Annotated in this window: 24 protein-coding genes; 9 read left to right on the forward strand and 15 right to left on the reverse strand. The window is 72.5% G+C overall.

Annotated features, from left to right (window positions below):
* The first annotated feature begins 142 nt into the window (after window positions 1-142).
* Window positions 143-1102 carry an arsenic resistance protein gene (locus tag VF289_RS14620; RefSeq protein ID WP_330884640.1) on the forward strand — a complete coding sequence of 320 codons (960 nt, stop codon included), beginning with the start codon at window positions 143-145 and terminating at the stop codon, window positions 1100-1102.
* A gap of 34 nt (window positions 1103-1136) precedes the next feature.
* Here the strand turns inward: VF289_RS14620 and VF289_RS14625 are convergent, their stop codons facing one another.
* Entirely contained in the window at window positions 1137-1709 is a 573-nt protein-coding gene (locus VF289_RS14625; protein ID WP_330884641.1) for a helix-turn-helix domain-containing protein, read from the reverse strand.
* Between the two features lie 50 nt (window positions 1710-1759).
* Between VF289_RS14625 and VF289_RS14630 the strand changes: the two genes are divergently transcribed.
* Genes VF289_RS14630 through VF289_RS14640 form a run of 3 tightly spaced genes read left to right on the forward strand, consistent with a single transcriptional unit; the run spans window position 1760 to window position 3623 of the window.
* On the forward strand, window positions 1760-2119 hold the full coding sequence (locus tag VF289_RS14630; RefSeq protein ID WP_330884642.1) for a hypothetical protein: 360 nt from the start codon (window positions 1760-1762) through the stop codon (window positions 2117-2119).
* Window positions 2116-2835, forward strand: coding sequence for an ABC transporter ATP-binding protein (locus tag VF289_RS14635; protein ID WP_330884643.1), 720 nt, complete (start codon window positions 2116-2118; stop codon window positions 2833-2835). Before VF289_RS14630 ends, VF289_RS14635 begins: the two co-directional genes overlap by 4 nt.
* Window positions 2832-3623: an ABC transporter permease gene (locus tag VF289_RS14640; protein ID WP_330884644.1), complete on the forward strand. Its 792-nt coding sequence runs from the start codon at window positions 2832-2834 to the stop codon at window positions 3621-3623. The genes VF289_RS14635 and VF289_RS14640 overlap by 4 nt, the downstream gene beginning before the upstream one ends.
* Before the next feature lie 3 nt (window positions 3624-3626).
* Here VF289_RS14640 and VF289_RS14645 read toward each other — a convergent pair whose 3' ends face one another.
* The 6 genes from VF289_RS14645 to VF289_RS14670 all read right to left on the reverse strand — a co-directional run bounded on the left by VF289_RS14645 (window position 3627) and on the right by VF289_RS14670 (window position 10312).
* Window positions 3627-5558 carry an ABC transporter ATP-binding protein gene (locus VF289_RS14645; protein ID WP_330884645.1) on the reverse strand — a complete coding sequence of 644 codons (1932 nt, stop codon included), beginning with the start codon at window positions 5556-5558 and terminating at the stop codon, window positions 3627-3629.
* 166 nt (window positions 5559-5724) lie between these two features.
* Complete coding sequence (locus VF289_RS14650) at window positions 5725-6660, reverse strand: Na+-dependent transporter (protein ID WP_330884646.1); 936 nt, start codon at window positions 6658-6660, stop codon at window positions 5725-5727.
* 47 nt (window positions 6661-6707) lie between these two features.
* Window positions 6708-7343: a response regulator transcription factor gene (locus VF289_RS14655; RefSeq protein WP_330884647.1), complete on the reverse strand. Its 636-nt coding sequence runs from the start codon at window positions 7341-7343 to the stop codon at window positions 6708-6710.
* Window positions 7340-8491, reverse strand: coding sequence for a sensor histidine kinase (locus VF289_RS14660; RefSeq protein WP_330884648.1), 1152 nt, complete (start codon window positions 8489-8491; stop codon window positions 7340-7342). Before VF289_RS14660 ends, VF289_RS14655 begins: the two co-directional genes overlap by 4 nt.
* A 13-nt stretch (window positions 8492-8504) precedes the next feature.
* Window positions 8505-9371 carry an ABC transporter permease gene (locus tag VF289_RS14665; RefSeq protein WP_330884649.1) on the reverse strand — a complete coding sequence of 289 codons (867 nt, stop codon included), beginning with the start codon at window positions 9369-9371 and terminating at the stop codon, window positions 8505-8507.
* The gene (locus VF289_RS14670; RefSeq protein WP_330884650.1) at window positions 9368-10312 is read right to left on the reverse strand and encodes an ABC transporter ATP-binding protein; all 945 of its coding nucleotides are present in this window, start codon (window positions 10310-10312) and stop codon (window positions 9368-9370) included. The genes VF289_RS14665 and VF289_RS14670 overlap by 4 nt, the downstream gene beginning before the upstream one ends.
* Before the next feature lie 102 nt (window positions 10313-10414).
* Between VF289_RS14670 and VF289_RS14675 the strand changes: the two genes are divergently transcribed.
* Window positions 10415-11926, forward strand: coding sequence for an amidohydrolase (locus tag VF289_RS14675; RefSeq protein ID WP_330884651.1), 1512 nt, complete (start codon window positions 10415-10417; stop codon window positions 11924-11926).
* 10 nt (window positions 11927-11936) lie between these two features.
* Here the strand turns inward: VF289_RS14675 and VF289_RS14680 are convergent, their stop codons facing one another.
* Genes VF289_RS14680 through VF289_RS14690 form a run of 3 tightly spaced genes read right to left on the reverse strand, consistent with a single transcriptional unit; the run spans window position 11937 to window position 14274 of the window.
* Window positions 11937-13187: an MFS transporter gene (locus tag VF289_RS14680; RefSeq protein WP_330884652.1), complete on the reverse strand. Its 1251-nt coding sequence runs from the start codon at window positions 13185-13187 to the stop codon at window positions 11937-11939.
* A complete protein-coding gene (locus VF289_RS14685; RefSeq protein WP_330884653.1) occupies window positions 13184-13546 on the reverse strand; it encodes a DoxX family protein in 363 nt (120 codons plus the stop codon). The genes VF289_RS14680 and VF289_RS14685 overlap by 4 nt, the downstream gene beginning before the upstream one ends.
* Entirely contained in the window at window positions 13543-14274 is a 732-nt protein-coding gene (locus VF289_RS14690) for a VOC family protein (RefSeq protein ID WP_330884654.1), read from the reverse strand. The genes VF289_RS14685 and VF289_RS14690 overlap by 4 nt, the downstream gene beginning before the upstream one ends.
* Before the next feature lie 267 nt (window positions 14275-14541).
* Here VF289_RS14690 and VF289_RS14695 point away from each other — a divergent pair, with 267 nt between their 5' ends.
* Window positions 14542-15441, forward strand: a complete 900-nt coding sequence (locus VF289_RS14695) for a serine protein kinase RIO (protein WP_330884655.1) — start codon at window positions 14542-14544, stop codon at window positions 15439-15441.
* A gap of 23 nt (window positions 15442-15464) precedes the next feature.
* Here VF289_RS14695 and VF289_RS14700 read toward each other — a convergent pair whose 3' ends face one another.
* The 4 genes from VF289_RS14700 to VF289_RS14715 all read right to left on the reverse strand — a co-directional run bounded on the left by VF289_RS14700 (window position 15465) and on the right by VF289_RS14715 (window position 18818).
* Window positions 15465-15950 (reverse strand): DUF1992 domain-containing protein, encoded by a 486-nt coding sequence (locus VF289_RS14700; protein WP_330884656.1) that lies wholly within the window; start codon window positions 15948-15950, stop codon window positions 15465-15467.
* A gap of 47 nt (window positions 15951-15997) precedes the next feature.
* Window positions 15998-16471, reverse strand: coding sequence for an SRPBCC family protein (locus VF289_RS14705; protein ID WP_330884657.1), 474 nt, complete (start codon window positions 16469-16471; stop codon window positions 15998-16000).
* Window positions 16472-16487: 16 nt separating this feature from the next.
* Complete coding sequence (locus VF289_RS14710; protein ID WP_330884658.1) at window positions 16488-17630, reverse strand: YncE family protein; 1143 nt, start codon at window positions 17628-17630, stop codon at window positions 16488-16490.
* A 147-nt stretch (window positions 17631-17777) separates the two neighbouring features.
* Window positions 17778-18818, reverse strand: a complete 1041-nt coding sequence (locus VF289_RS14715) for a GNAT family N-acetyltransferase (protein WP_330884659.1) — start codon at window positions 18816-18818, stop codon at window positions 17778-17780.
* Window positions 18819-18965: 147 nt separating this feature from the next.
* On the opposite strand from VF289_RS14715, the gene VF289_RS14720 reads away from it, so the two are divergent.
* Complete coding sequence (locus VF289_RS14720) at window positions 18966-20039, forward strand: MerR family transcriptional regulator (RefSeq protein ID WP_330884660.1); 1074 nt, start codon at window positions 18966-18968, stop codon at window positions 20037-20039.
* Between the two features lie 37 nt (window positions 20040-20076).
* On the opposite strand, the gene VF289_RS14725 is transcribed toward VF289_RS14720, so the two are convergent.
* Entirely contained in the window at window positions 20077-21276 is a 1200-nt protein-coding gene (locus tag VF289_RS14725; protein WP_330884661.1) for an ATP-binding protein, read from the reverse strand.
* A 519-nt stretch (window positions 21277-21795) separates the two neighbouring features.
* Here VF289_RS14725 and VF289_RS14730 point away from each other — a divergent pair.
* Together VF289_RS14730 and VF289_RS14735 are read left to right on the forward strand one after the other, a co-directional pair.
* Window positions 21796-23454 carry an HNH endonuclease signature motif containing protein gene (locus tag VF289_RS14730; RefSeq protein WP_330884662.1) on the forward strand — a complete coding sequence of 553 codons (1659 nt, stop codon included), beginning with the start codon at window positions 21796-21798 and terminating at the stop codon, window positions 23452-23454.
* 68 nt (window positions 23455-23522) lie between these two features.
* Window positions 23523-25586 (forward strand): NADPH-dependent 2,4-dienoyl-CoA reductase, encoded by a 2064-nt coding sequence (locus tag VF289_RS14735; RefSeq protein ID WP_330884663.1) that lies wholly within the window; start codon window positions 23523-23525, stop codon window positions 25584-25586.
* Window positions 25587-25620: the final 34 nt, after the last annotated feature.

The raw sequence follows: 25620 nt of genomic DNA on the forward strand, positions 1-25620 counted from the left end.
CCTTCGTTCCCCCGAGACCGTGTGATCGGGGCCATGCTATCGCCCGGGCCTGGACGTCCGCTCATACCTGGGTCGATGGTTCCGGTGCTCGTCGGCCGAGCGGGCGAGCCACCGTCAGGACATGCTCGGCTATCGTCCCGGCATGGACATCCGGCGCCTCGGCGACACCCTCGAGCGCCGCCAGGTTCCGCTCTACCTGCTGGCCCTCGCCGCCGGCCTCGCCCTCGGCGCACTGCGGCCCCGGACGGCGTCGGCGGTCGAGCCCGCCGTCGAGCCCGCGATCGCGGCGCTGCTGCTGGTGACCTTCCTCGGGGTGCCGCTGACCCGGCTGGGCGCGGCACTGCGGGACGGACGGTTCCTGCTGGCCCTGCTGGCGATCAACGTCCTGGCCGTCCCCCTGATCGTCTGGGCGCTGACCCGGCCGCTCACCGGCTCTCCCGAACTGCTGATCGGTGCCCTGCTGGTGCTGCTGGCCCCCTGCATCGACTACGTCATCGTGTTCACCGCGCTCGCGGGCGGAGCGCACGAGCGACTGCTCGCGGCGACCCCGCTGCTCATGCTCGCCCAGCTGCTGGCCCTGCCCGTGCTGGTGCCTCTGCTCAGCGGAGGCACCGCGGCCGGGCTCCTCGAGCCGGCCCCCTTCCTGCGCGCGCTGGTGCTGCTGGTGCTGCTGCCGCTGCTGGTCGCGGCGCTGCTGCAGCGCGTCGCTCCGCGCCTGGACCTCTCGCCCGCGATGGTGCCGTTGATGATGCTGGTGCTGCTGATCGTCGTCGCCTCCCAGACCCCGCGGGTGCTCGGCGGGGGCACGGCGCTGCTGATGCTCGTGCCGGTCTACGCCGGCTTCCTGGTGCTCGCGACGGCGGCCGGCATCGTGGTGAGCCGGCTGGCCCGTCTCGAGCCCGCCCCGGCCCGCGCCCTGGCCTTCTCCGGTGCGACCCGCAACTCCCTCGTCGTCCTCCCGCTCGCCCTCGCGATGCCCTCACCCCTGGTGCCCGCCGCGGTGGTCACCCAGACCCTGGTCGAGCTGGTCGGGATGGTGGTGCTCGTGCGGGTGCTGCCGCGGATGGTCAGGGCCGGGAGGCGACCATCAGCACCGCGGTGACGGGGAGCGCCGCCAGCCGCACCGTCGACGGCGCTCACGGGGCAACCTCCGGCAGCAGCACCGTCGTGAGGGTGAGCCGCGGCGTCCCCTCTCCCCGATCTTGCTGGTAGGGCGCGAGAAGCTCGGCGAGGCCCTGCTGGATGCGCGCGAGGTCCTCGACATCGGCGTAGAGCACCCCCCGACCGAAGCCGAGCAGGTCGCGCTGGGCCGGATCGCCGCGGTCGACGGCACGGTCGAAGTCTGCCGCGAGCTCGCCGAGGAAGACCACGAAGGCCTCGCGCAGCCGGGCGTCGTCCATCGCGCTCAGCCCGTCGTGGTCGACGTGGGCCATCCTCGACCCGAGTGCGAGGGTGCGCTCGACGGCGCCTCGCACCCGGCGCTCCTCGACCACGGCGAGCAGATCGGCATCCAGCAGCGCCTTGATGTGCCGGTAGAGCGTGGCCTGCGTGACCTCCGGCAGCGCCTCACGCAGCTGCGATGTGGTGAGGCTGCGCCCGCCGAGCTGCTGGATGATCCGCAGCCGGACGGGGTGCGTGACCGCCTCGGCGATCGTCGAGCGCGCGGGATCCACGGGATCGGGCATCTGCTCTTCCCCTATCGTTCTCATGCTGATAATGTTCTCGCTACGAGATCATTCTACGAGCGACGGGGCCCGACATGGCGCACATCAGCATCGACGACCATCAGATTCTCCTCACCTTTCCCGGCTGGGAGTCGCTGATGACGCGACGCGGGACGATCACGATCCCCCGCGCGTCCGTCCGCAGCGTCCAGGTCCAGCCCGGCTGGAGCTCCGAAGTCCTTGGCGCCCGCTACGGCCTGGTCATCTCCGGATACCGCAAGGTGGGCACCTTCCGGCAGCCCTCGGGGTGCTGCCGGCTGGTCTCGATGAAGCGGGGCCTCCCCCTGCTGCGGCTTGGACTGGACCGCGCGGGGACCGGCTTCGACGAGATCCTGCTGAGCACACTCGAGGCGGAGGCCGTCGCCGACGCCCTCTGCACCCCCGCCCGATCATGAGCGCCCTCCCGATCGAGGTCACGGGGCTCGGCAAGCGATTCGGCGACGTCACGGCCGTGGACGAGGTGAGCTTCGCAGTGCACCGCGGCAGGATCACGGGATTCCTCGGGCCCAACGGGGCAGGGAAGTCGACGACCCTGAGGATCCTGCTGGGGCTCGTGCGCGCCGACCGCGGGCGCGCTCTCCTCGGAGGTCGACCCTTTCGCGAGCTCGCGGCGCCGAGCCGCACCGTCGGCGCCGTGCTCGACCTCGCCTCCGCGCACCCGGCGACCACCGCCCGCGACCACCTGCGCACCTACGCCGCCCTCGGAGGGCTACCGGCCACCCGGGTCCAGCAGGTCCTCGAGCAGGTCGACGCCCACGAGTTCGCCGACCGACGCAGCGGCACCTACTCCACCGGCATGCACCGGAGGCTCGCCCTCGCGACGGCCCTGCTCGGGGACCCCGAGGTGCTGGTGCTGGACGAGCCGACCAACGGCCTGGACCCGGCCGGCATCGCCTGGCTGCGCTCCTTCCTGGGCTCGTTCACCGATCGCGGCGGCACCGTGCTGCTCTCGAGCCATGTGCTCAGCGAGATGCAGCAGGCGATCGACGACGTGGTGCTCATCGACCGCGGCCGGATCGCCTGGTCCGGACCTCTGGCTGAGCTGCTCGGTGAGGAGGGCTCCCTCGAGTCCGCCTTCCTGTCGATCACCGGGACGGGGGCCCCGGCATGAACCTCCTGCGCGGCGAGGCCCTCCGCCTGCTCTCCACCCGGCTGCCTCGGTGGACCCTGCTCGCCGCGGTGCTCTGTGGCGCCGGACTCACCGCACTGCTCGCTCTGATCGGCCCCGAGAACGCGACCCCGCCGATGCCGGGGCTCGAGAACCCCGAGGGCGCCGGCATCGTGCTGGGGCTCGGCGGAATGCTGCTGGTCGTGCCCGCCCTGATCGGCACCACCTCGATCACGGGCGAGTACCGCCACCGCACCATCGGCACCACCTTCCTGGCGACCCCTCGGCGCGGCCGGGTGCTGTGCGCGAAGCTCGCGGTGTTCGCCCTGCTGGGCCTCGCCTACGGCCTCGTGGCCTCCCTCGGCTCCGGTCTCGCGCTGCTGGCGGCGACGACGCTGCACGGGCAGGAGCTCGGGATCGCGGCCGGTCCGCTGGTGGTCATGCTCGCCCAGCTCGCCGTCGCCGCCGCCGTGCACATGGTGCTGGGCGTCGCGATCGGGGCCCTCGCCCGTCACCAGCTGCTCGCCACCGGGATCGTGCTGGGGTGCTTCTACCTCCTGGACCCCCTGCTCATGGTGGTCCCAGGACTGAACCAGCTGCACCCGCTGCTACCCGGAGGCGCCACCGCCGCACTGACCCGCTTCAACTATCTCGGCGACGCGATCGCGGAGCAGACCGGGACCGTCGCGGCCACCGCTTCCCCCGCGCTCGGTGCGACCGTCCTGCTGGGCTGGGCACTGCTGGCCGCCGTGGTCGCAGTGCTCGTCCCGCTGCGCCGGGACCTGAGGTGAGACTCAGCCGGTGATGTCGAACCTCGCGAGCTTCCGACTGTCCCCGGAGCTCTGCAGGGCCAGCAGTTCGGCGTAGATGCCGCCGGAGGCCGCGAGCTCGGTCGGGGAGCCGATCTCGTCGATGTTCCCGTCGCGCAGGGTGATGATCCGGTCCACCTCGGCGATCGTCGAGAGACGGTGGGCGATGATCAGCGAGGTGCGACCGGCCATCAGCTCGTCCAGGCCCTTCTGCACCTGGATCTCGGCCTTGGTGTCCAGGGCGGAGGTGGCCTCGTCGAGCACCAGCACGGGGGCGTCCTTGAGCATCGCGCGGGCCACCGCGATCCGCTGACGCTGCCCACCGGAGAGCTTGAGCCCGCGCTCCCCGATCACCTGCTCGTAGCCGGCCGGGAAGCGGCGGATGAAGGCATCGGCGTTCGCGCGCCGGGCCGCGTCGACCACCTCCTCCTCACTCGCCTCGGGGCGGCCGTAGGCGATGTTCTCGCGGATGCTGCCGGAGAACAGCGAGGCGTCCTGGAAGACCACGCCGATGCGGGCGCGCAGCTGGTCCAGCGGCAGGTCCGCGCTCGGATGCCCCACCACCTCGACGCTGCCGCGGCGCGGCTCGTAGAGCCCCAGCAGCAGGTTCACGATCGTGGACTTGCCACCGCCGGACTCCCCCACCAGCGCGATCTTCTCGCCCCGCTCCACCGCGAAATCGATCCCGTGCAGGACGTCCTCGCCGTCCTCGTAGGCGAAGGAGACGTCCCGGAAGGCGACCACAGGGGCGCCCGGAACGGGGTCGACGGTCTCGGGAGCGTGTGCGGTCAGCACGGCGGTCGCGGGAGCGCCGTCGGCCGGGGCGCCGTCGACCGCATCGTCGGCGGCACCGTCGGCCGGCTCCCCCGCGGTGCCGCTCGCGTGCCCGGCGTCCCGGGCGTCCGTCGGCCGCGCGGCCATCACGGCGGCGGTGCGCGGATCCACGGGGGTCTCCATCACCCGGAAGTAGTCCTTGGAGCCGGCGATCGCGCGCTGCGCGGAGTCGATCACCCAGCTCATCGACTCCACCGGGGCCTTGGCCATGCTCATCAGCTGCACCAGCAGCACCATCTCGCCGAGGCTGAACTGCCCCTGGACGGTGCGCACGAAGATGATCACGTAGATGCCGAAGAAGATGAGGTTCAGGAACGCCCGTCGGATCACGTCCATGCGGTGCCAGTGCGTGGACTGCGCCCGGGTGGTCGCGTCGGTCGAGCGGAAGCGGCGGGAGAAGTCCGCGAGCTCCCCACGCTCACGCACGAAGGACTTCACCACGCGGATCTGTCCCACCACCTCGGCGAAGCGACCCGAGGCGATGTCGATCTGCTCGTTCTTCTCCCCCTCCAGGCGCTGCCACTTCACCGAGGTGAGCGAGGTCAGCCACACGTAGACGGGGAACACGATCAGCAGCAGCACCGTGAGCGGCCAGGCGTAGTAGGCGCTGATGGCGAGCACCGCGACGGTGGTGATGAGCATCGACGCGAAGGAGTTCGACATCATCTTGGTGAAGTTCGTGATCTCGGTGATCGAACGGTTCAGCCGCGCCACGATCGTGCCGGTGATCTCCCCGTCGAACCAGCGCTGGGGCAGATGCAGCAGCTTGTCGTAGTAGCGCACCGAGAGGATCGTGCGCATCCGGTTGCTCATCACGTCGCCGAACCAGCCGCCGATGTTCGAGATCACGGTGACGGCCAGCTCCGCGGCCAGCACCGCGGCGGCGATCAGCACCACGGTGCGCACCGCGGTGCCGGTGGCCGTGTCCCCGCCCACCGCGCCCGCGACGGTGTCTGTCGCGTGACCGATCAGGAACGGGACCGCGAGGCCTGCCGCCGCGGTGAGCACGGAGCAGGCGATGATCGCGGTGTACAGCGGGGCGAGGGCACGGGTGAAGCGGATGATGCGCAGCAGTGAGGACACCGCTCAAGCGTAGGTGCTCGCACACGGCCTGCGCCGCCCCGTGCGCCCCGAGCACGGCCACCCTCACGAACGTTGCGCAGTGGGCGCTCTCAGCCCTCAGAACGCCCACTGCGCAACGGTCGACGCGGGGAGTCACGGTCCACGCGGGGAGTCAGGGCCTCCCGGCTCAGTCCGACTTCGGGCCGACGACGCCGAGCAGCACCCCGAGCGAGATCCTCTCTCCCGCACGACGTCGCCGCAGCAGGCCGCTGATCAGCGCGTAGGGCACGAGCATCACGAAGCCGACGGCGCTGAGCAGCAGGATCGCGACCACGATCGAGCCGTCGTCGTCCGGGCCGGTGCCGGTGCGGGCCACCAGCAGGGCTGCGGCGATGTTGCGCTGGCTGGTGAGGATGGCGGGACCGTCGGGGACGGTGAGGGTGTCCCCGGCGAGGTCACCGGCGACGCGGCCGGTGACGAAGGCGAGCGCGACCAGGCCTGCCGCGACCAGCATCACCGGGGAGAGTAGCAGGTCCATCACCAGGCCGGAGTTCGCGCCGAAGCCGGAGAGGAACATCAGCACCGCGGAGACCGCGGCGACGCTGCCCGCGATCCGGGCGAACCTGTCCGCCTGCCCGGGCCACACCGCGGCGATCACGATGCCGGCGATCATCGGCGAGAGCATGGTGCCCAGCAGCAGCTGCGCGACCGCCCAGCCGTGGACGGTCACGTCCTGCAGCAGGAACGGGACCACCAGCGGCATGAACAGGATCGAGCCGAGCAGCAGCACGGCCATCGGACCGGCGGTCTCGGAGTAGGGGATGCGGGCCATCGCGCCGAGCTGCAGCACGAAGGGAGCGCCCGCGGCGCACAGAGCGATCACGAACCCCTCCCCCGTCTGGTGCGTGAGCAGGCCGTTCAGCAGCCAGATCAGCACAGTGCCCACCGCCGGGACCACCACGAAGTTCGCGCCGAGCACCGCGAAGACGGTGCGGCGGTCACGCAGCTGGTTGCGGAAGGCGCGCAGCGGGGTGCGCAGGCCCATCGAGAGCATGGACGCGATCGCGAACGTCGGCACGCTGATGGTGATCAGCATGCCGAGCAGGGATTCGAACGTGTGCACCACGGCAGGCTACGCGCCGGTGCTGAACCTGAGGCCCCGGGAGGAGCTCAGATCCAGCCGTTCTCCGCGGCGGTCCTCACGGCCTCGGCCCGGTGGGTGACCCCGAGCTTCCCGATCACGGCGGAGAGATGGTTGCGCACCGTGCCCTCGGAGAGGAACAGCGCCTTCGCGATCGAGGCGGTGGTGCCGCCGTCCGCGGCGGCCTGCAGCACCTCCGTCTCCTTGGCGGTCAGCGGGCTCGGGCCGACGGCGAGCGACTGGGCCGCGAGCTCGGGATCGACCACCTTCAGCCCCTGGTGGACGCGACGGATCGCGTCGACCAGCCGCTCGACGGGGGTGTCCTTGACCATGAAGCCGTGGGCGCCGGCCTCCATGGTGCGCCGCAGGTAACCGGCGCGCCCGAAGGTGGTCAGCACGATGATCCGAGGGGCGTCCCGGCTCCCCTGCAGCGCCTCGGCCACCTCGATCCCATCGGACGGCCCCGCTGCTCCCTCCCGCGTGGTGCCCGCGGGCATCTGCACGTCCAGCAGCAGCACGTCGGGGCGATGCTCCGCGACGGCCGCGAGGGTGCCGGCCCCGTCGGCCGCCTCCCCCACCACTTCGACGTCGCCCTCCATGCCGAGCAGCGCCACCAGGCCCGAGCGCAGGATCGCCTGGTCGTCGGCGACCACCAGGCGGATCATCGCGCACCGCCCATCTGGGCCTCGAGCCGGGTGCCGGTCTCGCTCGAGACCACCTCGAGCCGGCCGCCGGCAAGCGCGACCCGGGCCTCGAGCCCGCGCAGTCCGGAGCGGCCCGCTCCCTGGGGGATGCCGATGCCGTCGTCCTCGACGCTCACGGAATCCTCGTCGACGCTGATCTCGGCGCGGGTGGCGCGGGAGTGGCGCACGATGTTGGTGACTCCTTCGCGGATGACGTAGCCGAACAGCTCGGCGAGGTCGTCGTGCAGCGGGGGCAGGGCGGTGGGGACCTTTGCCTGGATGCCGACGGTGGCCAGGATGGTGCGGGCGGAGGCGATCTCGGTGGCGGCGCGCACGTGCTGCATGCCGGAGGCGGTGGCTCGGACATCGGCGAGGGCCTGGCGCACCGTGGCCTCGATGTGCTCGAGCTGGGCACGGGTCGCCTCGGGGTCGGTGTCGAGCAGCCGCCGCGCGAGCTGGGTGGAGATGGTGAGCGAGGTGAGGGAGTGCCCCACCAGGTCGTGCAGGTCCCGGCCGATCCGCTCCCGCTCCGCGGCGACGGCGAGCACGGCGTTGCGCTGCTGGGCGGCCTCGAGCTGCTCCTGAAGGATCTGCTGGCGCACGCCGTGACCGATCCCCCAGGACATCACCGCGCCCATCACCGCCAGACCGGCGGCGATCGGCACCTCGAGGACGACGGCGAGCACCATCACGGCGAGGCTCATCAGCAGCATGCTCGGCACCGCCCACCGCCAGGGCAGCAGCAGCACATGCGTCATCGCCTGGAACATCACCATGAACAGCAGGTTCGCCCCGAGCAGGGGGATCAGGGCCAGCAGCAGTCCGGTGCACAGCGCGAACCACACCAGCCGCACCCGCAGGGGGTAGAGGCCGATGCCGGTGGTGGCGACGAACAGCACCGCGTAGAGCGTCAGCATCACGGTGATGAGCAGCGCCCCGGGGCCTGGGGCCGCGATCCAGGCGAAGACGATCGGGATCAGGATGAACAGCGTCGGAGGGAAGGAGAACGCGAGCCCGCCGGAGTCCTTGGCCGCCCGGAGGATCCCGCGCGAGGTGAGGGGCCGGCTCGAGGACTCCGCCTCGGAGCCGTGCACCCAGGTCTCCCGGTCCCGCTCCTCGCGCGTCTGCATGGAGGTCATTGTGTCAGCGCCGGGTGAGGCCCACGGCGCGGCGCAGGCTGATCGCGCAGAGCACCCCGAGCACCAGGGTCCACGCCCCGATCACGACCAGCCCGGTCACCGGCAGCTCCCCGCCGTCCATCGACCACAGCCCCAGCTGGGAGATCCAGTAGGTCGGGATGGCCTGGCCGATGCTCTGCATCCAGGCCGGGAACATCTCCAGCGGCATCCACAGCCCGCCGAAGATCGCCATCGCCATCATGGTGATCACGCCTCCGGCCATGGCGGTGCCGCCTTTGAGCACCATGCCGAGCACGATGCCGATGAGGATCGTGGGCAGCAGCCCGAGCCAGAGCACCACCAGGGTCGCCAGGAACGGCACCGCACCCACCTCGACGCCGGTGAGCACTCCGATCAGTCCGACGGCCGCGAGCGCCGGGATGATGACGGCGCTGGCGGCCATCACGGAGCCGACCAGGAAGGAGCGCGGGGAGAGGCCGGCGACGATCAGCTGGCGCAGGAAGCCGTTGCGCTGGTCCTCCTGGATCTGGGTGCCGGCGGTGACGGCGGCGCCGAGCCCGCCGTAGGCGGCCATGTTCACCATGATCATGCCGCGGGCCTGGCCGTCGCCCTGCTCCCCGAACAGCATCCCGAACAGCAGGTACATCCCCACGGGCATGGCGATGGTGAAGGCCATGAACATGACGTTGGTGACGGTCATTCGCGTGGTGTGCAGCGCGTAGCGCACGGTGCGGGTCGCGGCCGACGGGGCGGCGGCGGTGCGGGGCGCGGGCGCGGCGGTCGACGCGGAGGTGAGGGTGGCGGAGTCGGCCGGGACGGTCATGGGGCTGCTCCTCGGCAGGGACGGGCGAGGGTCGGTCTCGGTGCTCATCGGTGCGTTCCTTCCGGGGCGGTCTGCTCGTCGTGTTCGGTGATGCGCAGGAAGGCCTCCTCGAGGCCGGGTGCGGAGACCAGGACCTCGTGCACGTCAGCGGCGAGGGGCCCGGTGAACAGCGCGGCGAGCGCGGCATCGGAGTCGGTGCAGACCGCGCGCACGCGGTGCGGATCCGACGTGTCGGCCTCCGCGCTCTCGACCCCGGGGAGCTCGGCGATCTGCGCCGCGTCCGCTCCGCGCAGGGTGAGCACGCGGCCGGCGACGACGGCGCTGATCTCGGTGCCCGTGCCGTCGGCGACCACGCGTCCGCGGTCCATGACGACCACGCGCGCGGCCTCGCGCTCCGCCTCCTCGAGGTGATGGGTGGCGAAGACGACGGTGCGGCCGGTCGAGGCGACGGACCGCATCTGGTCCCAGAAGGCGCGGCGGGCGCCGACGTCCATGCCGACGGTGGGCTCGTCCAGCAGCAGCACCTGGGGGTCGCCCAGCAGTGCGATCGCGAAGCGGACCCGCTGCGCCTGACCACCGGAGAGGGCGCCCATCTTCCGCCGCACGAGGTCCGCGATGTCGGCCTGGACGATCACCTCGGGCAGCGGCATGGGATGGGCCTGCAGGGCGTGGAGCATCCGCAGCATCGAGCGGACGCTCTGATCGGGCAGCAGGGCCCCGGCCTGGAGCATGGTGCCGATCAGTCCGGTGCGGGTGGCGGTCGCGGGGTCGGTGCCGAGGATGCTCACCTCGCCGGCGTCGGGCGTGGCCAGGCCCACCATCATCTCCATGGCGGTGGACTTGCCGGCACCGTTGGGTCCCAGCAGGGCGACGATCTCGCCGGGTCGGATCTCCAGGTCGAGGCCGTCGAGGGCGTGGACGGCGCCGTAGCTCCTGCGGACGCCGCGCAGGCTGATCGCAGTGGTGGCGGGGGCGGTCGTGGTGGTCATGCCTCCAGAGTTCCGTGGGCGCGGGGCGCGCCCCAGTCCCCTGGATCACGCCGGGCCCATGACAGCCGTCATGACTCCTGCGGCGCGGGCTACTCTGGATCAGTGCTGATCAGACAGGTGCGGCCCTTCGACGCCGCGACGGGCGAGTCCCCTGACGCGCCCGTGGACGTGCGGATCCGCGACGGCGTGATCGCCGAGATCGGCGCGGGGCTCCCCCGTGCCTCCGACGAGCAGGCCGTCGACGGCGGCGGCGCGCTCGCGATCCCGGGGCTGTGGGATCGGCACGTCCACTCCGGTCAGCTGGCCCAGGCCCATGCCCGGCTCGACACGGGCGGCGCGGGCAGCGTGGGCGTGATCCTCGAGCTGGTGCGCACCGAGCTCGCCGCCCGCCGCGATGCGGGCATGACGGATCAGGCGCTGATCGGCTTCGGGCATCGCCTGGTCGACTTCGCCGTGCAGCCCACGGTCCCCTCCCTCGACGAGGCGACCGGTGCGGTGCCGACGGTGCTGATCGGCGGCGACGCGCACCACGCCTGGCTGAATTCGGCGGCGCTGCGGCTGCTCGATCTGCCCCCGCGGGACGGGATCGTGGCCGAGGAGGAGTGGTTCACGGTGGTCCCCCGCCTTCCCGAGCTGCCCGGGGTGGCCGATGCGGTCGCGACCGGGGCGGCGATGATGCAGCGCCAGGCCCTGCAGCGCGGGGTGGTGGGCCTGGTGGACATGGAGTGGGGGCGGCCCTGGGAGACCTGGCCGCTGCGGGCGCCGCGGATGCGGATCCGCACCGCCGTCTATCCCGAGCAGCTCGCCGCCGCCCCCGGCCCGACGGGCACGGTGCTCGACGCCAGGGGCCTGGTGACGATGGGGCCGCTGAAGGTGATCGTCGACGGCGCCCTCGGCTCGCACTCGGCGTACACCCGCGACGCCTACACCGACGGCCACGGCTATGCCGGGCGCGGCGTGCTCAGCGTGGGACCGGAGGCGCTGCGCGAGGCGCTCCTGCGGGCGAAGGAGCAGAGCCTGACCGCCGCGGTGCATGCGATCGGCGACGCCGCGGCGCAGGTCGCACTCGAGGCGATCCGCGAGGTGGGGATCACGGCGAGCATCGAGCACGCGCAGATGCTCACCGATGACGACATCGACGCCATGGCCGGGCTCGGCGTGACCGCCTCCGTGCAGCCTGCGCACCTGCTCGATGACCGCGACGCCACCGAGGCCATCTGGCCCGGCCACGGCACCCAGGCGTTCCGGCTGCGGGATCTGCAGCAGGCCGGGGTGCCGCTCGCTCTCGGCTCCGACGCCCCGGTCGCGCCGCTGGATCCGTGGCTCGCGATGGCCGCGGCCGTGCACCGCAGCGCGGACGAGCGCCCGGGCTGGCATCCCGAGCAGCAGCTGCAGCCCCGCGAGGCCCTCGCCGCCTCGACCGACGGCATCACCTCCGTGCAGGTGGGCGGAGTCGGCGATGTGGTGCTGCTGGAGCAGTCCCCCTTCGCGGACGTCCCGCTCGGACCGGGCGGGGTGATGGTCGAGGCCGCGGCACGGGAGGCGGCGGAGCGGCTGCGGGAGTCCGCTGTGCTCGAGACCTTCGTGGCCGGGAGGCCGTCGATCGGGGGCTGAGCGCCCGGGATCAGAGCCCCCGGGCGCCCGCGACCTGGTTGATGACCACGACGGCGACGGGCATCAGCAGGCAGAGCGCCAGGCCGTCGAACCCGATGCCGGCGAGGATCAGTCCGGCGAGTGCGCCGCCCGTCGCACCGGCGAGGTTCATCAGCAGGTCCGAGGTGCCCTGGAGGGCGGGACGCTGCGCGGTGGGCACGGCACCGCTGAGCATCGTGGAGCCGGCGACGTTCGCGGCGGACCAGCCCAGCCCCAGCAACACGAGGGCCAGGGTGACCACCGCGTTGCTCTGGGCACCGAGCGCTGCGAGGAGCAGTGCCGCGACGAGCATCACCTGACCGCCCAGCACCACCGCCCTGCCGCCGATCCGGTCCGTGAGCAGCCCGAACACGGGGGAGAGCCCGAACATCCCGGCCACGTGGAGGCTGATCGTGATCCCTACGATCCTCAGATCGGCGCCGTGGCCCATCAGGTGGATGGGTGTCATCCCCATCAGCGCCACCATCACGGCATGGCTCAGGCCCACGGCCAGCACCGCACTGCGCGCGGCACGATTCCCGCGCAGGATCGTCAGGCCTCCGGCCGCCCGACGGCCCGGCCCGGCGGCGACCACCCGGTGCGGCCCCAGCGCCAGCAGCAGCGGGTCGGGGCGCAGCGCGATCGCGTAGAGCAGCGCACCCAGCAGCTGGGCGGCCGCGGCGATCACGAAGCCGCCGCTGAGCTCCGGCAGCCCGAGAGCGAGGCCCAGCGCCTCGCTGGGCTCGGCGAGGTTCGGGCCGATGACGGCGCCGATCGTCGTGGACCAGACCACCAGCGACAGGTCCCGGCCCCGGGTCGCGTCGGTCGCGAGATCCGTCGCGGCGAACCGCGCCTGGAAGGTCAGGGCGGAGCCGATGCCCATCACGGCCATGCTGACAAGGAGCAGGAACGAGCTGCCCACGACGGCGGAGGCGGTGATCGCGAGCGCGCCGAGCGCGGCGATCAGGGCACCGGTGGTCAGGGAGATCCGTCGGCCACGGCGGCGGGCCAGCAGGGCGAGCGGGATCGCGAAGACGGCGGCGCCGAGGGTGTTCATCGTCGCGGCCATTCCGGACCATGCCTCGCTGCCGGTCACCGCGGCGACGAGCAGCGCGCCCATGCTCACCGCCGCTCCGACCCCGAGACCGGAGACGATCTGGCCCGCGATCAGCACCGAGACGGTGCGCCGCTGGACCCGGAGGCGTTCGAGGTCGTCGACGGTGCTCGTCGTGGGGCCGGTCACCGCGCCACGTGCCGCGCCTGGGCGATGAGCACGGCCTGCAGGGGCAGGCGACTCAGCGCGATCGCCCGCTTCCGGGGCCGGGCACGGCGCCAGTCGTACGCCATCTGCAGGTTCGCGGGGAACACGGCGACGAACAGGGCGGTGGCGGCGTGTCCGCCGACGCGACGCGTGCGGGGGTGGGCGAGCAGCCCGGCGATCGCCAGCTCGGCCGCTCCGGAGGCGAGGGTGTAGGTCCGCGCCGGCCCGGGCAGGACCGGCGGGACGATGCTGTCGAAGGGCTCCGGCCGCACGAGGTGCATGACTCCCGCGCCGCCCAGCAGCACCGTGAGGAACGCGGCGGTGCGCCGCCCGCCGCTCACGGCGCGGCCGCCGGCGCCGGCAGCACGCAGAAGTCGTTGCCGGAGGGGTCCTGGAACACGCGCCAGGGCAGGATCCCCCAGTCCGGGTGCATCTCACGGCCGCCCCGGCGTGCGATCCCCGCCGCGATCTCATCGGCGTCGTCCCCTGCCTCGAGCCGCACGTCGAGGTGGATCGGGTTCTTCGCCTCTGCCCGCTTGGGCGCCGGCTCTCGGCACAGCTCGAGCAGCGGCCCTCGCAGCGAGGGGTGGCGCAGCGTGCGCGGGGCGACACCGGGAGCCTCCACCCATCCGCTCAGCCACCCCCAGAACTCCGCATCCCGCTCCGGCTCCGCAGAATCCAGCGGGAGTGCGGCGAGCGGTCCCGTGCCGGCATACGCCTCGCGCTCCTCCATCACGCAGAACGCTCCGCCCTCGACGTCCGCGAGCACGGTCCAGGGCACCGCCCCCTGACCGATGTCGAGGTCGTCTGCGCCGAGGCCTCGCAGGCGCTGGGCGATCTCGGCCTGCTCCGCCCCGCCGCGCAGGTCCAGGTGGAGCCGCTGCGGTGCCTCGTTCCGCTCGGGCACCCGCGCGAAGCACAGGTCGAGATACGCCTCGCCCGCGATCTGCAGCCGGGTCTCGAGGATGTCGGGCTCCGCGGTGAGCGTCGTGGTGCCCAGCGCCGCCTCCCAGAAGCGGCCGACGCGGAGCGGGTCGAGGGCATCGATGCCGAGGTTCTCCAAGAACATCAGGCCAGTGTGCCGTCCCCGCGCACGGCGGTCCACCCACCCTTCTGCTCGACCGCTGCGAGGAGCTCGTGCTCCGGCCTCCGGAGGGCGGGCCGCCGTGCCATCGGATATTCCCTCGCCCCGGCCGCCGCCTCGTCGTACGGTGTCCCCGGTTCCGGATGGAGCCCTGAGGGAAGGAGGAGCTGATGGTCGTCGCCGTGCTGACCCCTGCTGTCCTCCCCACCCCCGCGCCCTGCTGAGAGCAGGCGCCCTCCCTCAGGAGACCCCATGACCACGTCCTTCGATCGGGACGCCTTCTTCGCGAGATCCATGTACGCCCTCACCGTCGCCGAGCTCGACGAGGACCAGCGCTGGTCCACCTGGCCCGAGACCGCCCACGTCCTGGATCGCGGCCCGCAGCCCTTCCCCGACTGGGTCGTCCAGCACGACGGCGCGATCGACACCGAGCTCGGGATCCTCAAGACGGGCAAGGAGGCCGATGCCTTCCTGCTCGAGCGGGCCCTGCCCGAGGAGCTCCTCACCGGCGCCGCGGGCGAGGCGGTCCTGCTGGTCGCCAAGCGCTACCGCTCCCCCGAACACTCGACCTTCCACCGCTCCCACGCCTACACGGAGGGCCGGCGCACCAAGGACTCGCGCGAGGGCCGCGCGATCGCCAAGGGCTCCGCCTTCGGCAAGCAGGTCGCCGCCGGGCAGTGGGCGCGCACCGAGTTCGACGTGCTGAGCCGGTTGTGGAGCGCGGGCCTGCCGGTCCCCTATCCGGTGCAGATCCTCGGCACCGAGCTGCTGATGGAGTTCGTGGGCACCGATGACGAGCGCGGCGCGATCGCGGCCCCGCGCCTGCAGGAGACGACGCCCGATGCCGCGACGGTCGCGCGCTGGGCTGAGCTGCTGCGCGGCGCCGTCATCGACCTCGCCCAGCTGGGCCTGGTCCACGGCGACCTCTCCCCGTACAACATCCTCGCCGACTCCCGGCGGGCGGAGCCCGACCCGGTGATCATCGATGTCCCGCAGGTGATCGATCTGATCGCCAATCCGCACGGCACCGAGTTCCTGCGCCGTGACTGCGTGAACGTGTGCACCTGGCTGGGCGCGCAGGGCGCCCCGCCGTCGGCCGTGGACCCCGAGGAGTGGGTGGCCGCGGCGTGGCGGGGCTGGGAGGTGCGCTGAGAGGGCGCCTCGCCGGCAGGCGCTCAGCCCCGTCGGCCGAGCCTCCACCAGCGCCGACGGGGCCCGGGCTGTTCCTTCGCGGCCGGCGCGTTCGTCGGCGGCTCCTCCACCTCGCCCGCCGGCGCCGCATCCCGCAGCTCCCGCCACCGTCGGGCCGCGTCGTCGGCCGCCCACGCCGGGGCGAGCATCGTCTGGAAGGGGTTCGCGCGCCGGTCCTGATGGACCCGCTCGGAGAAGTCCTCGGCGTACTCGCGAGCGGCCCGCTCATGGGGCAGTGCCACGAGTGTCTCGTCCCGCCGCTCGTACTCCTTGCGCAGCAGCACCACGACGGGCAGCAGCGCCTGACGGTCGACCTCGCCGCTGGCGATGCGCTGGTTGATCCACCAGTCCGGATCGTGGGAGGCGGGCAGGTCCAGCGGCTTCCCGGCACCTGGCAGATCGTCGAAATCGCCGCGGCGCACCGCAGCCTCGATCGCGGATTCGACCCGGGCCACGTCCGGATCCATCATCGGCCCGAGGGTCCTCGGGTCGACGGGCTCCGGCTCCTCCGGCGGGTTCAGGAGTCCCCGCCCTTCTCGGCGAGAGCGGCCAGCCGGTCGATCGAGGCCATCAGCTTCTCGGGCGTCATCAGCCGGGCCTTGGCGAGGCGCTTCTCCTGCTCGGCGGGCAGCGCGGAGAAGTCGTAGACGTGGGTGACGAGGGTGGTCCCGTCCGCGAGAGGCTCGAGCTCCCAGCCCCACTGATGGCCGGCCGGCTGCTCGCCGTGCGGCGCGGGGCGCCAGGCGATCTCGCGCCCCTCCCGGAAGGCGACGATGTGGTTGTCCCGCACGCCGCCGTTCTGATTCGTCATCACGAAGACGTCGCCTCGGGCGCGGACCCGCTGGCCGGGGGCGGCCTCGGCGAGGTTGTCGTTGCCGTCCCAGCGCGGCTGCTGGGCAGGGTCGGCGATGAGCTCGAAGATCGTCTCCGCCGGGGCGGCGATCTCACGGGAGGCGGTGACGAGGCGGATGTCCTGGGAGTGCTGGCTCATGGCCCCATCCTGCCCCTCATGGCTCCACTGTGCCACTGGCGTCGTCGTCGAAGACGTCGATCGAGCCGCCGTAGTTCGCGACCCAGACCCGGCGCTGGGTGGGCTCGTAGGTGATGCCGATCGGGTTCGAGCCCACCTCGACCGTCTGGATCTCCTCGAGGGTCTCGGCGTCGAACTTGGAGACGGAGTTCGCGTAGTAGTTCACCACGTACAGGGCGAGGCCGTCCGGGGAGATCGCCATGGTGCGCGGCTCCCGGCCGGTCCCGACAGTGCGCAGCACCTCGCCGGTGGCGGCGTCCAGCTCGAGCAGCTGATCGCTCCCGGAGACGGTGAGGTACAGGCGGGTCGCATCCGGCGAGAGCACCAGGTGGCGGGGCTTGTCGCCGGTCTCGAGCACCAGCTCGCTCTCGCCCGTGACCAGGTCCACCCGGTACAGCTCGTCGGCGTACATCGCGGTGACGTAGGCGGTGCGGTTGTCGGGCATGATCACGCTGCCGCGCGGGGCGGCGTCCACCGGGATCTGCGCGGTCTCCTCGCCGGCGGCGAGATCGAGCACGGAGACCGTCTCATCGCACCAGTTCGAGACCAGTGCGGTGCTGCCGTCGGCGGAGAGCGAGATGAACTTCGGCACCCGGCCCACCTCGATGACCTGGTCCCACTGCCCGGAGGCCACGTCCAGGCGGAACACGGCAGAGGGGCCGACCAGCTCGCCGTTGCGGCAGTCGTCGTGCGCGACCTCGCCGGCGCCGGGGCCCTGCAGCCGGTACTGGGAGACGTAGGCGTGCTTCCCGTCCGGCGAGAACGCCGCCTCGACGGGCGCGCCCTCGGTCGCCCCGGCGCGGTCCGGGAACCCGAACTCGGAGAGGTCGACGGTGTCGGCGACGGTGCCGGTGAGCGCGAGCGACTCGGCGTCGTAGAGGGTCGAGGTGTGGCTGTACATCATGTTGTTCGCGATCACGGTGCCGGTGGGGCTCGCGACGATGGACTTCGGGGTGATGTCCCCGGTGATGCGGCCCGCGTGGGTGAGGCGGGTGGTGTTCGAGGGCTCGCCGGGGGCGCTCTCGGCGCCCGCCGCGGACTCCCCGCCGTCGGGCGTGATCACCGTGGTGACCAGCCCTGCGACCATGCCACCGGCCATCACCAGCGACAGGATCGCCATCGCGATCGTGAACTGCTCATGTGGTCGTGCCCGCCGCGTCCTGCGGCGGTGTTTCGCCTGCACGGTCATCGGCCACCCCTTCCCGTGCGGCCGAACCTAGCCCGGTCGGCGGCAGGGAGCGGGAGGCGGTGCGGCGTGTCGGGCGATTCAGAGCTGCGGGCGGCCCTGCAGCACCAGCTCCCGGTGCACGATCCGGTAGCCGAGCTTCTCGTTGATGCCGATCATCCAGGGGTTCACGTGCGAGTTCCAGGTGACCACGGAGCGCACCTGCGGGGCGCGCTCGCGCAGCTGCCGATGGGTCGCGACCTTCAGAGCGAGACCCAACCGGTGGCCGCGGTGGTCGGGCATCACCAGGGTGTTCTCCTGCCAGCCCAGCGTGCTCTCCGGGGCGGCGTGGACGTGGACCTCGGAGTTGCCGACGAAGCTGCCGTCGGGTGCGACGGCGACCGCGGTGATCCGCACCGTGCCCGCCTCGCGCATCCGCCGCTCGCTCTCCCGGATCCGCTCGGGCGTGTAGTCGGGGGCCTCGTGCTCGACGTCCTCATCGGGCTCGTCGAGCTCGAGCTGCCGCATCAGCAGGCCGTACGCCTCGAGATGCTCCTCGGGGATCTCCCCGTCCCACAGCTCGATCCGGTACCCGCCCTGCCTCTCCTCGGCCTCGGCCTGCAGCGACTCCAGCAGCGAGCCCTCGAGGGGCAGCGGCAGCGCACGGCAGACGGCGAGGTTCTTCCGGGTGATCCCGAGCCTGCTGGCCAGGCGCAGCACCGGCAGCTGCGGATCATCGGGGTCCTCGCCTGCCGGCACGTCGCCGTAGGCCTCGACCAGGGTGCGCCCGGATTCGCGGATCGCGGGGATCAGCGCCTCCTCCACCAGGGCGCTCGCGACCCCCTGCCCGCGGAACGCCGGATGCACGGCGACTCCGACGGAGAGGGTCTCGAGGTTCTCCTGCAGCGGCATGAACGCAGAGGCACGACCGACGAGGCTCTCACCGCCCTCGATCGTCTCGGCGATCGCGACCCAGCGCCGCACCGTCCAGTACGGGGAGTCGGTGAGCTGGGCACGCAGCTGCTCGCGGGTGAGGGCCTGGCTCCCGCCGAAGGCGTGGTCGTCCAGGGCGCGCTCGAGGGCGCCGTACTGGTCGAGCTCGAGGTCGGAGGTGGGGTCCAGGGGGCGGATGCTCACGTGCATGGCGTCAGTGGACCATGGCCGATCCTCGCCGGTCGACGGAATAATGGTGGCCCTGCTTGACTCTTCCCCCGGGACAATCCGGACCGTGGTCCTCGCCGGGACGGACCCGGTGCCCGGGAGACCGGGCGAGGTGTGACGGAGGATCGCATGGACGAGACGCTGCTGAGCATCGGGGAGCTGGCCGCCGCGAGCGGCCTGAGCCCGAAGGCGCTGCGCCTCTACGCCTCCTCGGGGCTGCTGGTGCCCCGTCGGGTCGACCCCTTCACCGGCTACCGCTCCTACGGCGGGGACCAGGTCGAGCGGGCGCGGCTGATCGCCGCCCTGCGGGGCCTGGGGATGGGTCTCGCCCGCATCGGCGTGCTGTGCGACCTGGAGCCCGACGCCGCTGCCGCGGAGCTGCGCTCCTGGTGGCGGCAGGAGGAGGCCGACGCCCTCTCCCGCTCCGCCGCCGTCCATGACCTCGCCCGCGACCTCGGGGAACTCCCATCGGAGGACGCCATGACCACTTCCACCACCACTCCCCGCACCACCTCGGCACTGCACATCGGCCACGTGCGCACGGCCCAGCAGGACGCCGTGCTGGTCCGCTCCCTGCCCGGCGATCGCACCCTGCTCGCCGTCGCCGACGGCTTCGGCAGCGCCGACGACCTCGCCCCACGGATCCTGTCGGCGGTGGCGACGGCGCTCGAGCGCGAGCTCGGGAGCGCCCCGTCGGCCGCCCCGCTCGCAGCGCTCGAGACCGCCTGGGCCGCCGCCGAAGCCCTGGTGCCTGCAGGCGGCGAGGCCGGCTCCACCCTCACCGCCGCGGTGGTCGACGGGGATCGCCTGCACATCGCGCACCTCGGGGACACCCGGGTGGTGCTGGTGCGCGGCGAGCAGATCGAGCACGTCACCCAGGACCACACGCTCCTGCGCTCCCTGGTCGAGGCGGGCCGCCTCTCCCCCGAGGAGGCCGCCGCGCATCCGGACCGCGCGGTGCTGAACCGGGCCCTCGCCGCGGGCGCCCCCACCGCCCCGGACCTGCTGGTGCGCCGTCTGGCACCGGGCGATCTGGTGCTGGTGGCGAGCGACGGGCTGCATGCCGTCGTGGACCCGGCTGAGCTCGCCGAGGCACTGCTGGGCGAGCCCGAGGATCTCGACGCCCTCGCCGGCTCGCTCGTGGAGCGGGCCCTCGCCGCCGGCGGGCCGGACAACATCGGCGTCGTGCTCGCGCGCGTCTGAGAGCGAGGGGGTGGGGCGCTGGGGCGCCTGCCAGCGCCTACGATCGATCGCCGCGCCGCGCCCGGTGGGAGCGGCGCACCCCGCGGTCGGGCTCGACGTCGGCCCCCACTCCCTCCCGCGCCTCGTGCCGCAGCGCCTCGCCGAGGTAGGGCAGCGCGAACTCGACGAAGCCGCGTCCGGCCGGGCGGATCAGCTCCTCCTCGAGAAGCCGCTCGCGGTAGGTGGACTGGTTGCGCGGGTCGATGCCCATCCGCCGCGCGATGTCGCCCACGGCCGACGGCCCCTCGTCCTCGAGCATCGCGTGGAGGTACTCGCGCTTGCGGGCGCTCAGCCCCCGCAGCGCCGGTCCGTGGACGTTCTTGATCATCGCCGCGATCACGGTGTCGCGAGCCCTTCGGACGTCCTCGATCTCGATCGTGTCGGCGTCGCCGCTGTTCTGCCAGGCCTTCGAGCCGATGAGCTGGATCAGATAGGGGTAGCCGCGGGAGATCTCCCCGGCCAGCACAGCGGCGTCAGGGGTGACCGACTTGGCGGTGTCGGCGATGGTCATGCGGATCGCCTCCGCCGCGGTGCCCACATCCACGCTGCCCACCTCGATCCGGTGGGCGCGGCGCAGGAAGGTGGTGCGCTCGTGGTCCAGCAGCGCATCGACCCCGGGCCGCACCCCGGCGGCGAGGAACGCGACCGCGTGACCGGAGCCGATGAGGTCCTGCACGTGCTGGGTGAGCGCGTGCAGCTGGTCCCGCTCGACCGACTGCAGCTCATCGAGGGTGATCAGCAGCCCGCCACCGTCCTCGTCGGCGAGCTGGGCGAGGCGGTCGAGCACCGTGGCGAGCACCTCCCCCTCCCCCTCGTAGCGCTGGACGATGTCGCGCGAGGCGCTGACGTTGAAGGCACGGGCGGAGGTGAGCCGCGATGTCTCGGCCTCCGGGTCCATCTCCCGCAGGCGGGCGATCGCCTGACTGCGCAGCTCCTCGGTGAGGGAGGTCGAGGAGGTGTGCAGCCGCAGGTCCGTCCATCCGGCGTCGAGGGCGAGCTCCCGGAACTCGGTGAGCAGCACCGTCTTGCCGGAGCCGCGGGCGCCGGAGATGAGGATCGCGCGCGCCTCGGGGACGTTGCCGGCCAGCGCCGCGGTGAACTCGTCGATCGCCACGTCACGACCGGCGAGCACCATCGGGGTGAGCCCGAAGCCAGGGGTGAAGGGATTGGCCGCGGAGGGGGTCGGGGAGGTTGCCATGGGCCCATGGTGGGTCGTGGGTCGGTGTATGTACAGCAGGGGTGGGTCGGGCGAGGGGACTGGCGACGTGGCCCGGGGGCTGGGGCTGGGGCGTGGACCGGGGACGATCCACCCCCGAGCACCTTTCCTCCACAGCGCACGGTTATCCACATTTCTCGATGGCTGATTGACATTCATCGGCACATCACTTTCGCACTTCATGGCGCGCATTCATGCAGCATTCTCTCCCCTCTGCCGCACCATCGGTGCAGACGGCGCCAAGCACTCCATTCTTGCGCCAACGCCACGCTCGACCTGCACGAACCCCCTCACTCCCTCTCTGAGACACCCCTGCCTGCATTGCCCCCTCACCGCCACCGCCCCCGTGCACACGCCACTATTCCTCCACACCGAGGAGTTATCCACAGATTTCTCCACAATCACTCCGAGGGCTTCCTTCTGTCGGGCTGTGCGAATATTCTTGAGGGATATCGCAGACGACGATCCGGTGGTTCTGATGCCGGGAAGGGGGTGGTGGTCATGGGCGAGCTCGACGAGGGCGAGTTCCTGATCGACGCTGAGCACGATCACGCAGAGCAGCCTGAACACGCCGCCCCGGAGCCGCAGCGCTGGCGGGTGCGCGCACGGAAGCCGCTGACGCCGGAGGCGGTGGCCGCGGAGTGCGAGCCCGGGAGCGTCGACGCGGCCCGCGTGCTGGACCTGCACGAGTCGATGAAGCAGCGCGCCCGCCTCTACGCGGCCCATCTCGAGAGGCTCGCGACCTTCTTCCGCGAGGACCCCGACGTCCAGGGCGTCATCGATGAGGCGGACATCATCGCGGCGAAGATCGCGACCGGCCTGCGGTGCACCTGCCGGCAGGCGCAGTCGCAGGTCCTCGATGCGCACCGAGCCGTGGAGTGGATGCCGCGAACCTTCGAGAACCTCCGCACCGGCGACCTTCCCGAGGCGTGGCACCAGCACCTCCTCCGCCAGATCCGTCGGCTGGAGGAGCACCAGGTCCGGAGCCTCGATGCCCACCTGGCCGGGGTGGAGCTGGCGTCGGTCTCCAAGACGACCTTCGAGAGGCAGCTGAAGTACGGGATCGCCCTCGCGACCGCCGGGACGCTCCCGACGCCGCCGTCGGAGTCCCGGAACGTGGAGATCGTGGACGTGAACACCGAGACGGGTGTCGCCTCGCTCTTCGTGAGCGGTCCGATCCCGGAGATCACCGCCCTCGCGCACCGGCTCGACGTCGCCGCACGGACCGTGCAGAAGGCTCAGCGCGCGGCGCTCGAGAGCGACGCCGAGGGACCGCTGCCCTTCGACATCGATGAGGACCTCGCCGCGCGCGGCCGCGCCCACTCCCTCGCGACGCTGCGCTACGCGATCCTGACGCACTCGCTGCTCGACCTCGATCCGGTCGAGGAGACGCGCAAGCCCTACAAGCTCCTGGTCACCGTCCCGGTGACGACGATGCTGGGCCTGGACGATGCTCCCGCGATGCTCGAGGGGATGACCCCGATCCCGGCGCAGCAGGCTCGCGAGCTGGCGGCGGGCGAGAGGACGTGGACGCGGATCCTCACCGACCCGATCACCGGCGCGCACCTCCCCGTCACGGCGGAGTCGTACTCCCCACCGCAGCAGATGCGGCTCCAGCTGCGGCTGAGACACCCCGTCTGCGCCGTGCCCGGCTGTGATCGCAGAACGGCGATCGCCGCCGAGGACGACCACCTCATCGAATACGACCACGACCATCCCGACCAGGGAGGGCAGACGTCGCTGTGGAACCTGCATCGACTGTGCTGGGCCCACCACGCGCAGAAGACCGCCGGACTCATCGACCCCTCCCGCGACCCCCGCGACGACCCCGCCCGCGGTGACGGCACCACCCCCGCCGGCCCGTGGGAGACGACCTGGGACCTCGGCGACTCCGTCCTGACCCGATCCCACGAGCACACCGATCTGGCGACCCCGCACATGGTCGAGGCGCTGCAGCGGGCATGGCGCACCTCCCAGCGCCACCACGAGGACGCGGTGCGGCTCCACGAGCAGGAGAAGGCCCGCCCCGTCGAGGAGCGGGTCGCGGAGGACCGCGCCCTCGCCACCCGGAAGGCCTACCCCGGACGGAGCGGCAGCAGGGATGCGCGACGGATCATCCCGCCCGGAGCCTCCCAGGAAGAGGTCGCCCCACCGTTCTGAGCCGGGTGCGGAGCCCTGCCCGGAGCGCCCTCGCGGTTCCGTCGGCCGATGCTGGCAGAATCGCCCGCATGTCAGTGCCGCTCCCCCACCCGACCGCGCCCCGCGACTTCCGCCACCTGCTCTCCCCGCTGGACCTGGGACGGTTCGAGGTGCGCAACCGGATCGTGATGGGCTCGATGCACGTGGGGCTCGAGGACAGGCCCGCCGACGCGAAGAAGCTCGCCGCCTATCTCGGCGAGCGCGCCCGCGGCGGCGCCGGGCTGATCGTCACCGGCGGCTTCTCCCCCGACCGGAGCGGCCGCCTCACCCCCGGCGGCGCCCAGGCCGATGCCCGTACCCTGCGCGGCCACCGGATGATCACGCGTGAGGTCCACGAGGCCGACGGCCGGATCATCCTGCAGCTGCTGCACGCGGGCCGCTACGCCTTCCACCCGCTCGCCGCCTCCTCCGCCGCGGGGAAGTCACCGCTCTCCCCGTTCCGGGCGCGCCGCATGACCCGGCGCGGCGTGGCCCGCACCGTCGAGCACTTCGCCGCGGCCGCACGGCGGGCGGTCGAGGTCGGGTACGACGGCGTCGAGATCATGGGCTCCGAGGGATACCTGCTGAACCAGTTCCTCGCGCCGGCCACCAACCGGCGCCGGGACCGCTGGGGGCGCGGCGCCGAGGGCCGGCGGGCCCTGCCGCTCGCGGTCGCCGCGGCCGTGCGCGAGGCGATCGGCGACGAGGCCCTGCTCAGCTACCGCCTCTCGCTGCTGGACCTGGTGCCGGGAGGCCAGACCTGGGAGGAGACCACCGCACTCGCGCAGGGCCTGGCCGAGCGCGGCGCGGACGTGCTCTCCTCCGGGATCGGCTGGCACGAGGCACGGGTCCCCACCATCGTCACCTCGGTGCCGCGTGCGGCGTTCGCCGAGAACACCGCGGCACTGCGGGAGCTGGTCGACGTCCCGGTGATCGCCTCGAACCGGATCCACGACCCGGCCGTCGCCGAGGACGTGCTCGCGACCGGTCAGGCGGATCTGATCTCCATGGCCCGCCCGCTGCTGGCCGATCCGCAGCTGCCCCACAAGCTCGCGGACGGTCGCGCCGCCCAGGTGGTCGCCTGCATCTCCTGCAACCAGGCCTGCCTGGACAAGGTGTTCGACGGCAAGCGCGCCTCCTGCCTGGTCAACCCCCGAGCCGGGCACGAGACGGAACTGGTGCTGACGCCGGTGATCGAGCGGCGCGCCCGCAAGGTGGCCGTCGTCGGCGCGGGGCCCGCCGGGCTCGAGGCGGCCCTCGCCGCCGCCGAGCGCGGCCACATCGTCACCCTCTACGAGGCGACCGGGGAGATCGGCGGACAGCTGCGACTCGCCTCCCGCATCCCCGGCAAGGAGGACTACGCGCAGGCCCTGCAGTCCTGGCGGATGCGGCTGGCGGCGGCGGGCGTCGGGATCCGCCTGGAGACCCGGCCGACGGGCCGGGACCTCGCCGGCTTCCACGACGTCATCGTCGCGACCGGTGTGGCGCCCCGCGAGATCGACCTGCCCGCGAGCGGCGGGCCGCAGGTGATCAGCTACGCCGACCTGCTCGAGGGGCGCGCGGAGGCCGGCGACCGGGTCGCGATCATCGGCGCGGGCGGGATCGGAGTGGATGTCGCGGAGTTCCTCAGCGCCCCGCGACCCTCGCCGACCCTCGACGTCACCGCGTGGAAGCAGCACTGGGGCGTGGTCGCGGCGGACGAGGAGCATCGGGGCGGGGTCACCACTCGGCCGGCTCACGAGGCGACGCGCGAGGTGCACCTGCTGCAGCGCAAGGAGACCCGGATCGGCGCGGGACTGGGCCGCACCACCGGCTGGGTGCACCGCGCCGAGCTGCGCCACGCCGGGGTGATCCAGCATCGCGGCGTCACCTACCGCCATGTCGACGACCAGGGCCTGCACCTCACCGAGAACGGCGAGGAGACGGTGCTGGAGGTGGACACCGTCGTGATCTGCGCGGGACAGGTGAGCGTGGACGGCCTGGCCGCCGAGGTCGTCGCCGCACGGAAGGGCCGCGCGCCGCGGGTGCACGTGGTCGGCGGGGCGGATGTCGCCGCGGAGCTCGATGCCGAGCGCGCGATCCGCCAGTCGGTCGAGGTGGTGGCGGCGCTCTGAGAGCCCCCGCCCCCTCGACAGGACGCCGCCGAGG

The organism is Brachybacterium sp. (assembly GCF_036379615.1).
In the GTDB taxonomy this organism is placed as follows: Bacteria; Actinomycetota; Actinomycetes; order Actinomycetales; family Dermabacteraceae; genus Brachybacterium.

What these genes read in the sequence shown, in the direction of transcription:
- VF289_RS14695 (WP_330884655.1), top strand. Translation starts at nt 14,542, where the DNA reads ATGACCACGTCCTTCGATCGGGACGCCTTCTTCGCGAGATCCATGTAC.
- VF289_RS14640 (WP_330884644.1), top strand. Translation starts at nt 2,832, where the DNA reads ATGAACCTCCTGCGCGGCGAGGCCCTCCGCCTGCTCTCCACCCGGCTG.
- VF289_RS14690 (WP_330884654.1), bottom strand. Translation starts at nt 14,274, where the DNA reads ATGTTCTTGGAGAACCTCGGCATCGATGCCCTCGACCCGCTCCGCGTC.
- VF289_RS14620 (WP_330884640.1), top strand. Translation starts at nt 143, where the DNA reads ATGGACATCCGGCGCCTCGGCGACACCCTCGAGCGCCGCCAGGTTCCG.
- VF289_RS14635 (WP_330884643.1), top strand. Translation starts at nt 2,116, where the DNA reads ATGAGCGCCCTCCCGATCGAGGTCACGGGGCTCGGCAAGCGATTCGGC.
- VF289_RS14665 (WP_330884649.1), bottom strand. Translation starts at nt 9,371, where the DNA reads ATGAGCACCGAGACCGACCCTCGCCCGTCCCTGCCGAGGAGCAGCCCC.
- VF289_RS14700 (WP_330884656.1), bottom strand. Translation starts at nt 15,950, where the DNA reads ATGATGGATCCGGACGTGGCCCGGGTCGAATCCGCGATCGAGGCTGCG.
- VF289_RS14655 (WP_330884647.1), bottom strand. Translation starts at nt 7,343, where the DNA reads ATGATCCGCCTGGTGGTCGCCGACGACCAGGCGATCCTGCGCTCGGGC.
- VF289_RS14660 (WP_330884648.1), bottom strand. Translation starts at nt 8,491, where the DNA reads ATGCAGACGCGCGAGGAGCGGGACCGGGAGACCTGGGTGCACGGCTCC.
- VF289_RS14720 (WP_330884660.1), top strand. Translation starts at nt 18,966, where the DNA reads ATGGACGAGACGCTGCTGAGCATCGGGGAGCTGGCCGCCGCGAGCGGC.
- VF289_RS14670 (WP_330884650.1), bottom strand. Translation starts at nt 10,312, where the DNA reads ATGACCACCACGACCGCCCCCGCCACCACTGCGATCAGCCTGCGCGGC.
- VF289_RS14630 (WP_330884642.1), top strand. Translation starts at nt 1,760, where the DNA reads ATGGCGCACATCAGCATCGACGACCATCAGATTCTCCTCACCTTTCCC.
- VF289_RS14625 (WP_330884641.1), bottom strand. Translation starts at nt 1,709, where the DNA reads ATGAGAACGATAGGGGAAGAGCAGATGCCCGATCCCGTGGATCCCGCG.
- VF289_RS14715 (WP_330884659.1), bottom strand. Translation starts at nt 18,818, where the DNA reads ATGCACGTGAGCATCCGCCCCCTGGACCCCACCTCCGACCTCGAGCTC.
- VF289_RS14710 (WP_330884658.1), bottom strand. Translation starts at nt 17,630, where the DNA reads ATGGCGATCCTGTCGCTGGTGATGGCCGGTGGCATGGTCGCAGGGCTG.
- VF289_RS14730 (WP_330884662.1), top strand. Translation starts at nt 21,796, where the DNA reads ATGGGCGAGCTCGACGAGGGCGAGTTCCTGATCGACGCTGAGCACGAT.
- VF289_RS14735 (WP_330884663.1), top strand. Translation starts at nt 23,523, where the DNA reads ATGTCAGTGCCGCTCCCCCACCCGACCGCGCCCCGCGACTTCCGCCAC.
- VF289_RS14705 (WP_330884657.1), bottom strand. Translation starts at nt 16,471, where the DNA reads ATGAGCCAGCACTCCCAGGACATCCGCCTCGTCACCGCCTCCCGTGAG.
- VF289_RS14725 (WP_330884661.1), bottom strand. Translation starts at nt 21,276, where the DNA reads ATGGCAACCTCCCCGACCCCCTCCGCGGCCAATCCCTTCACCCCTGGC.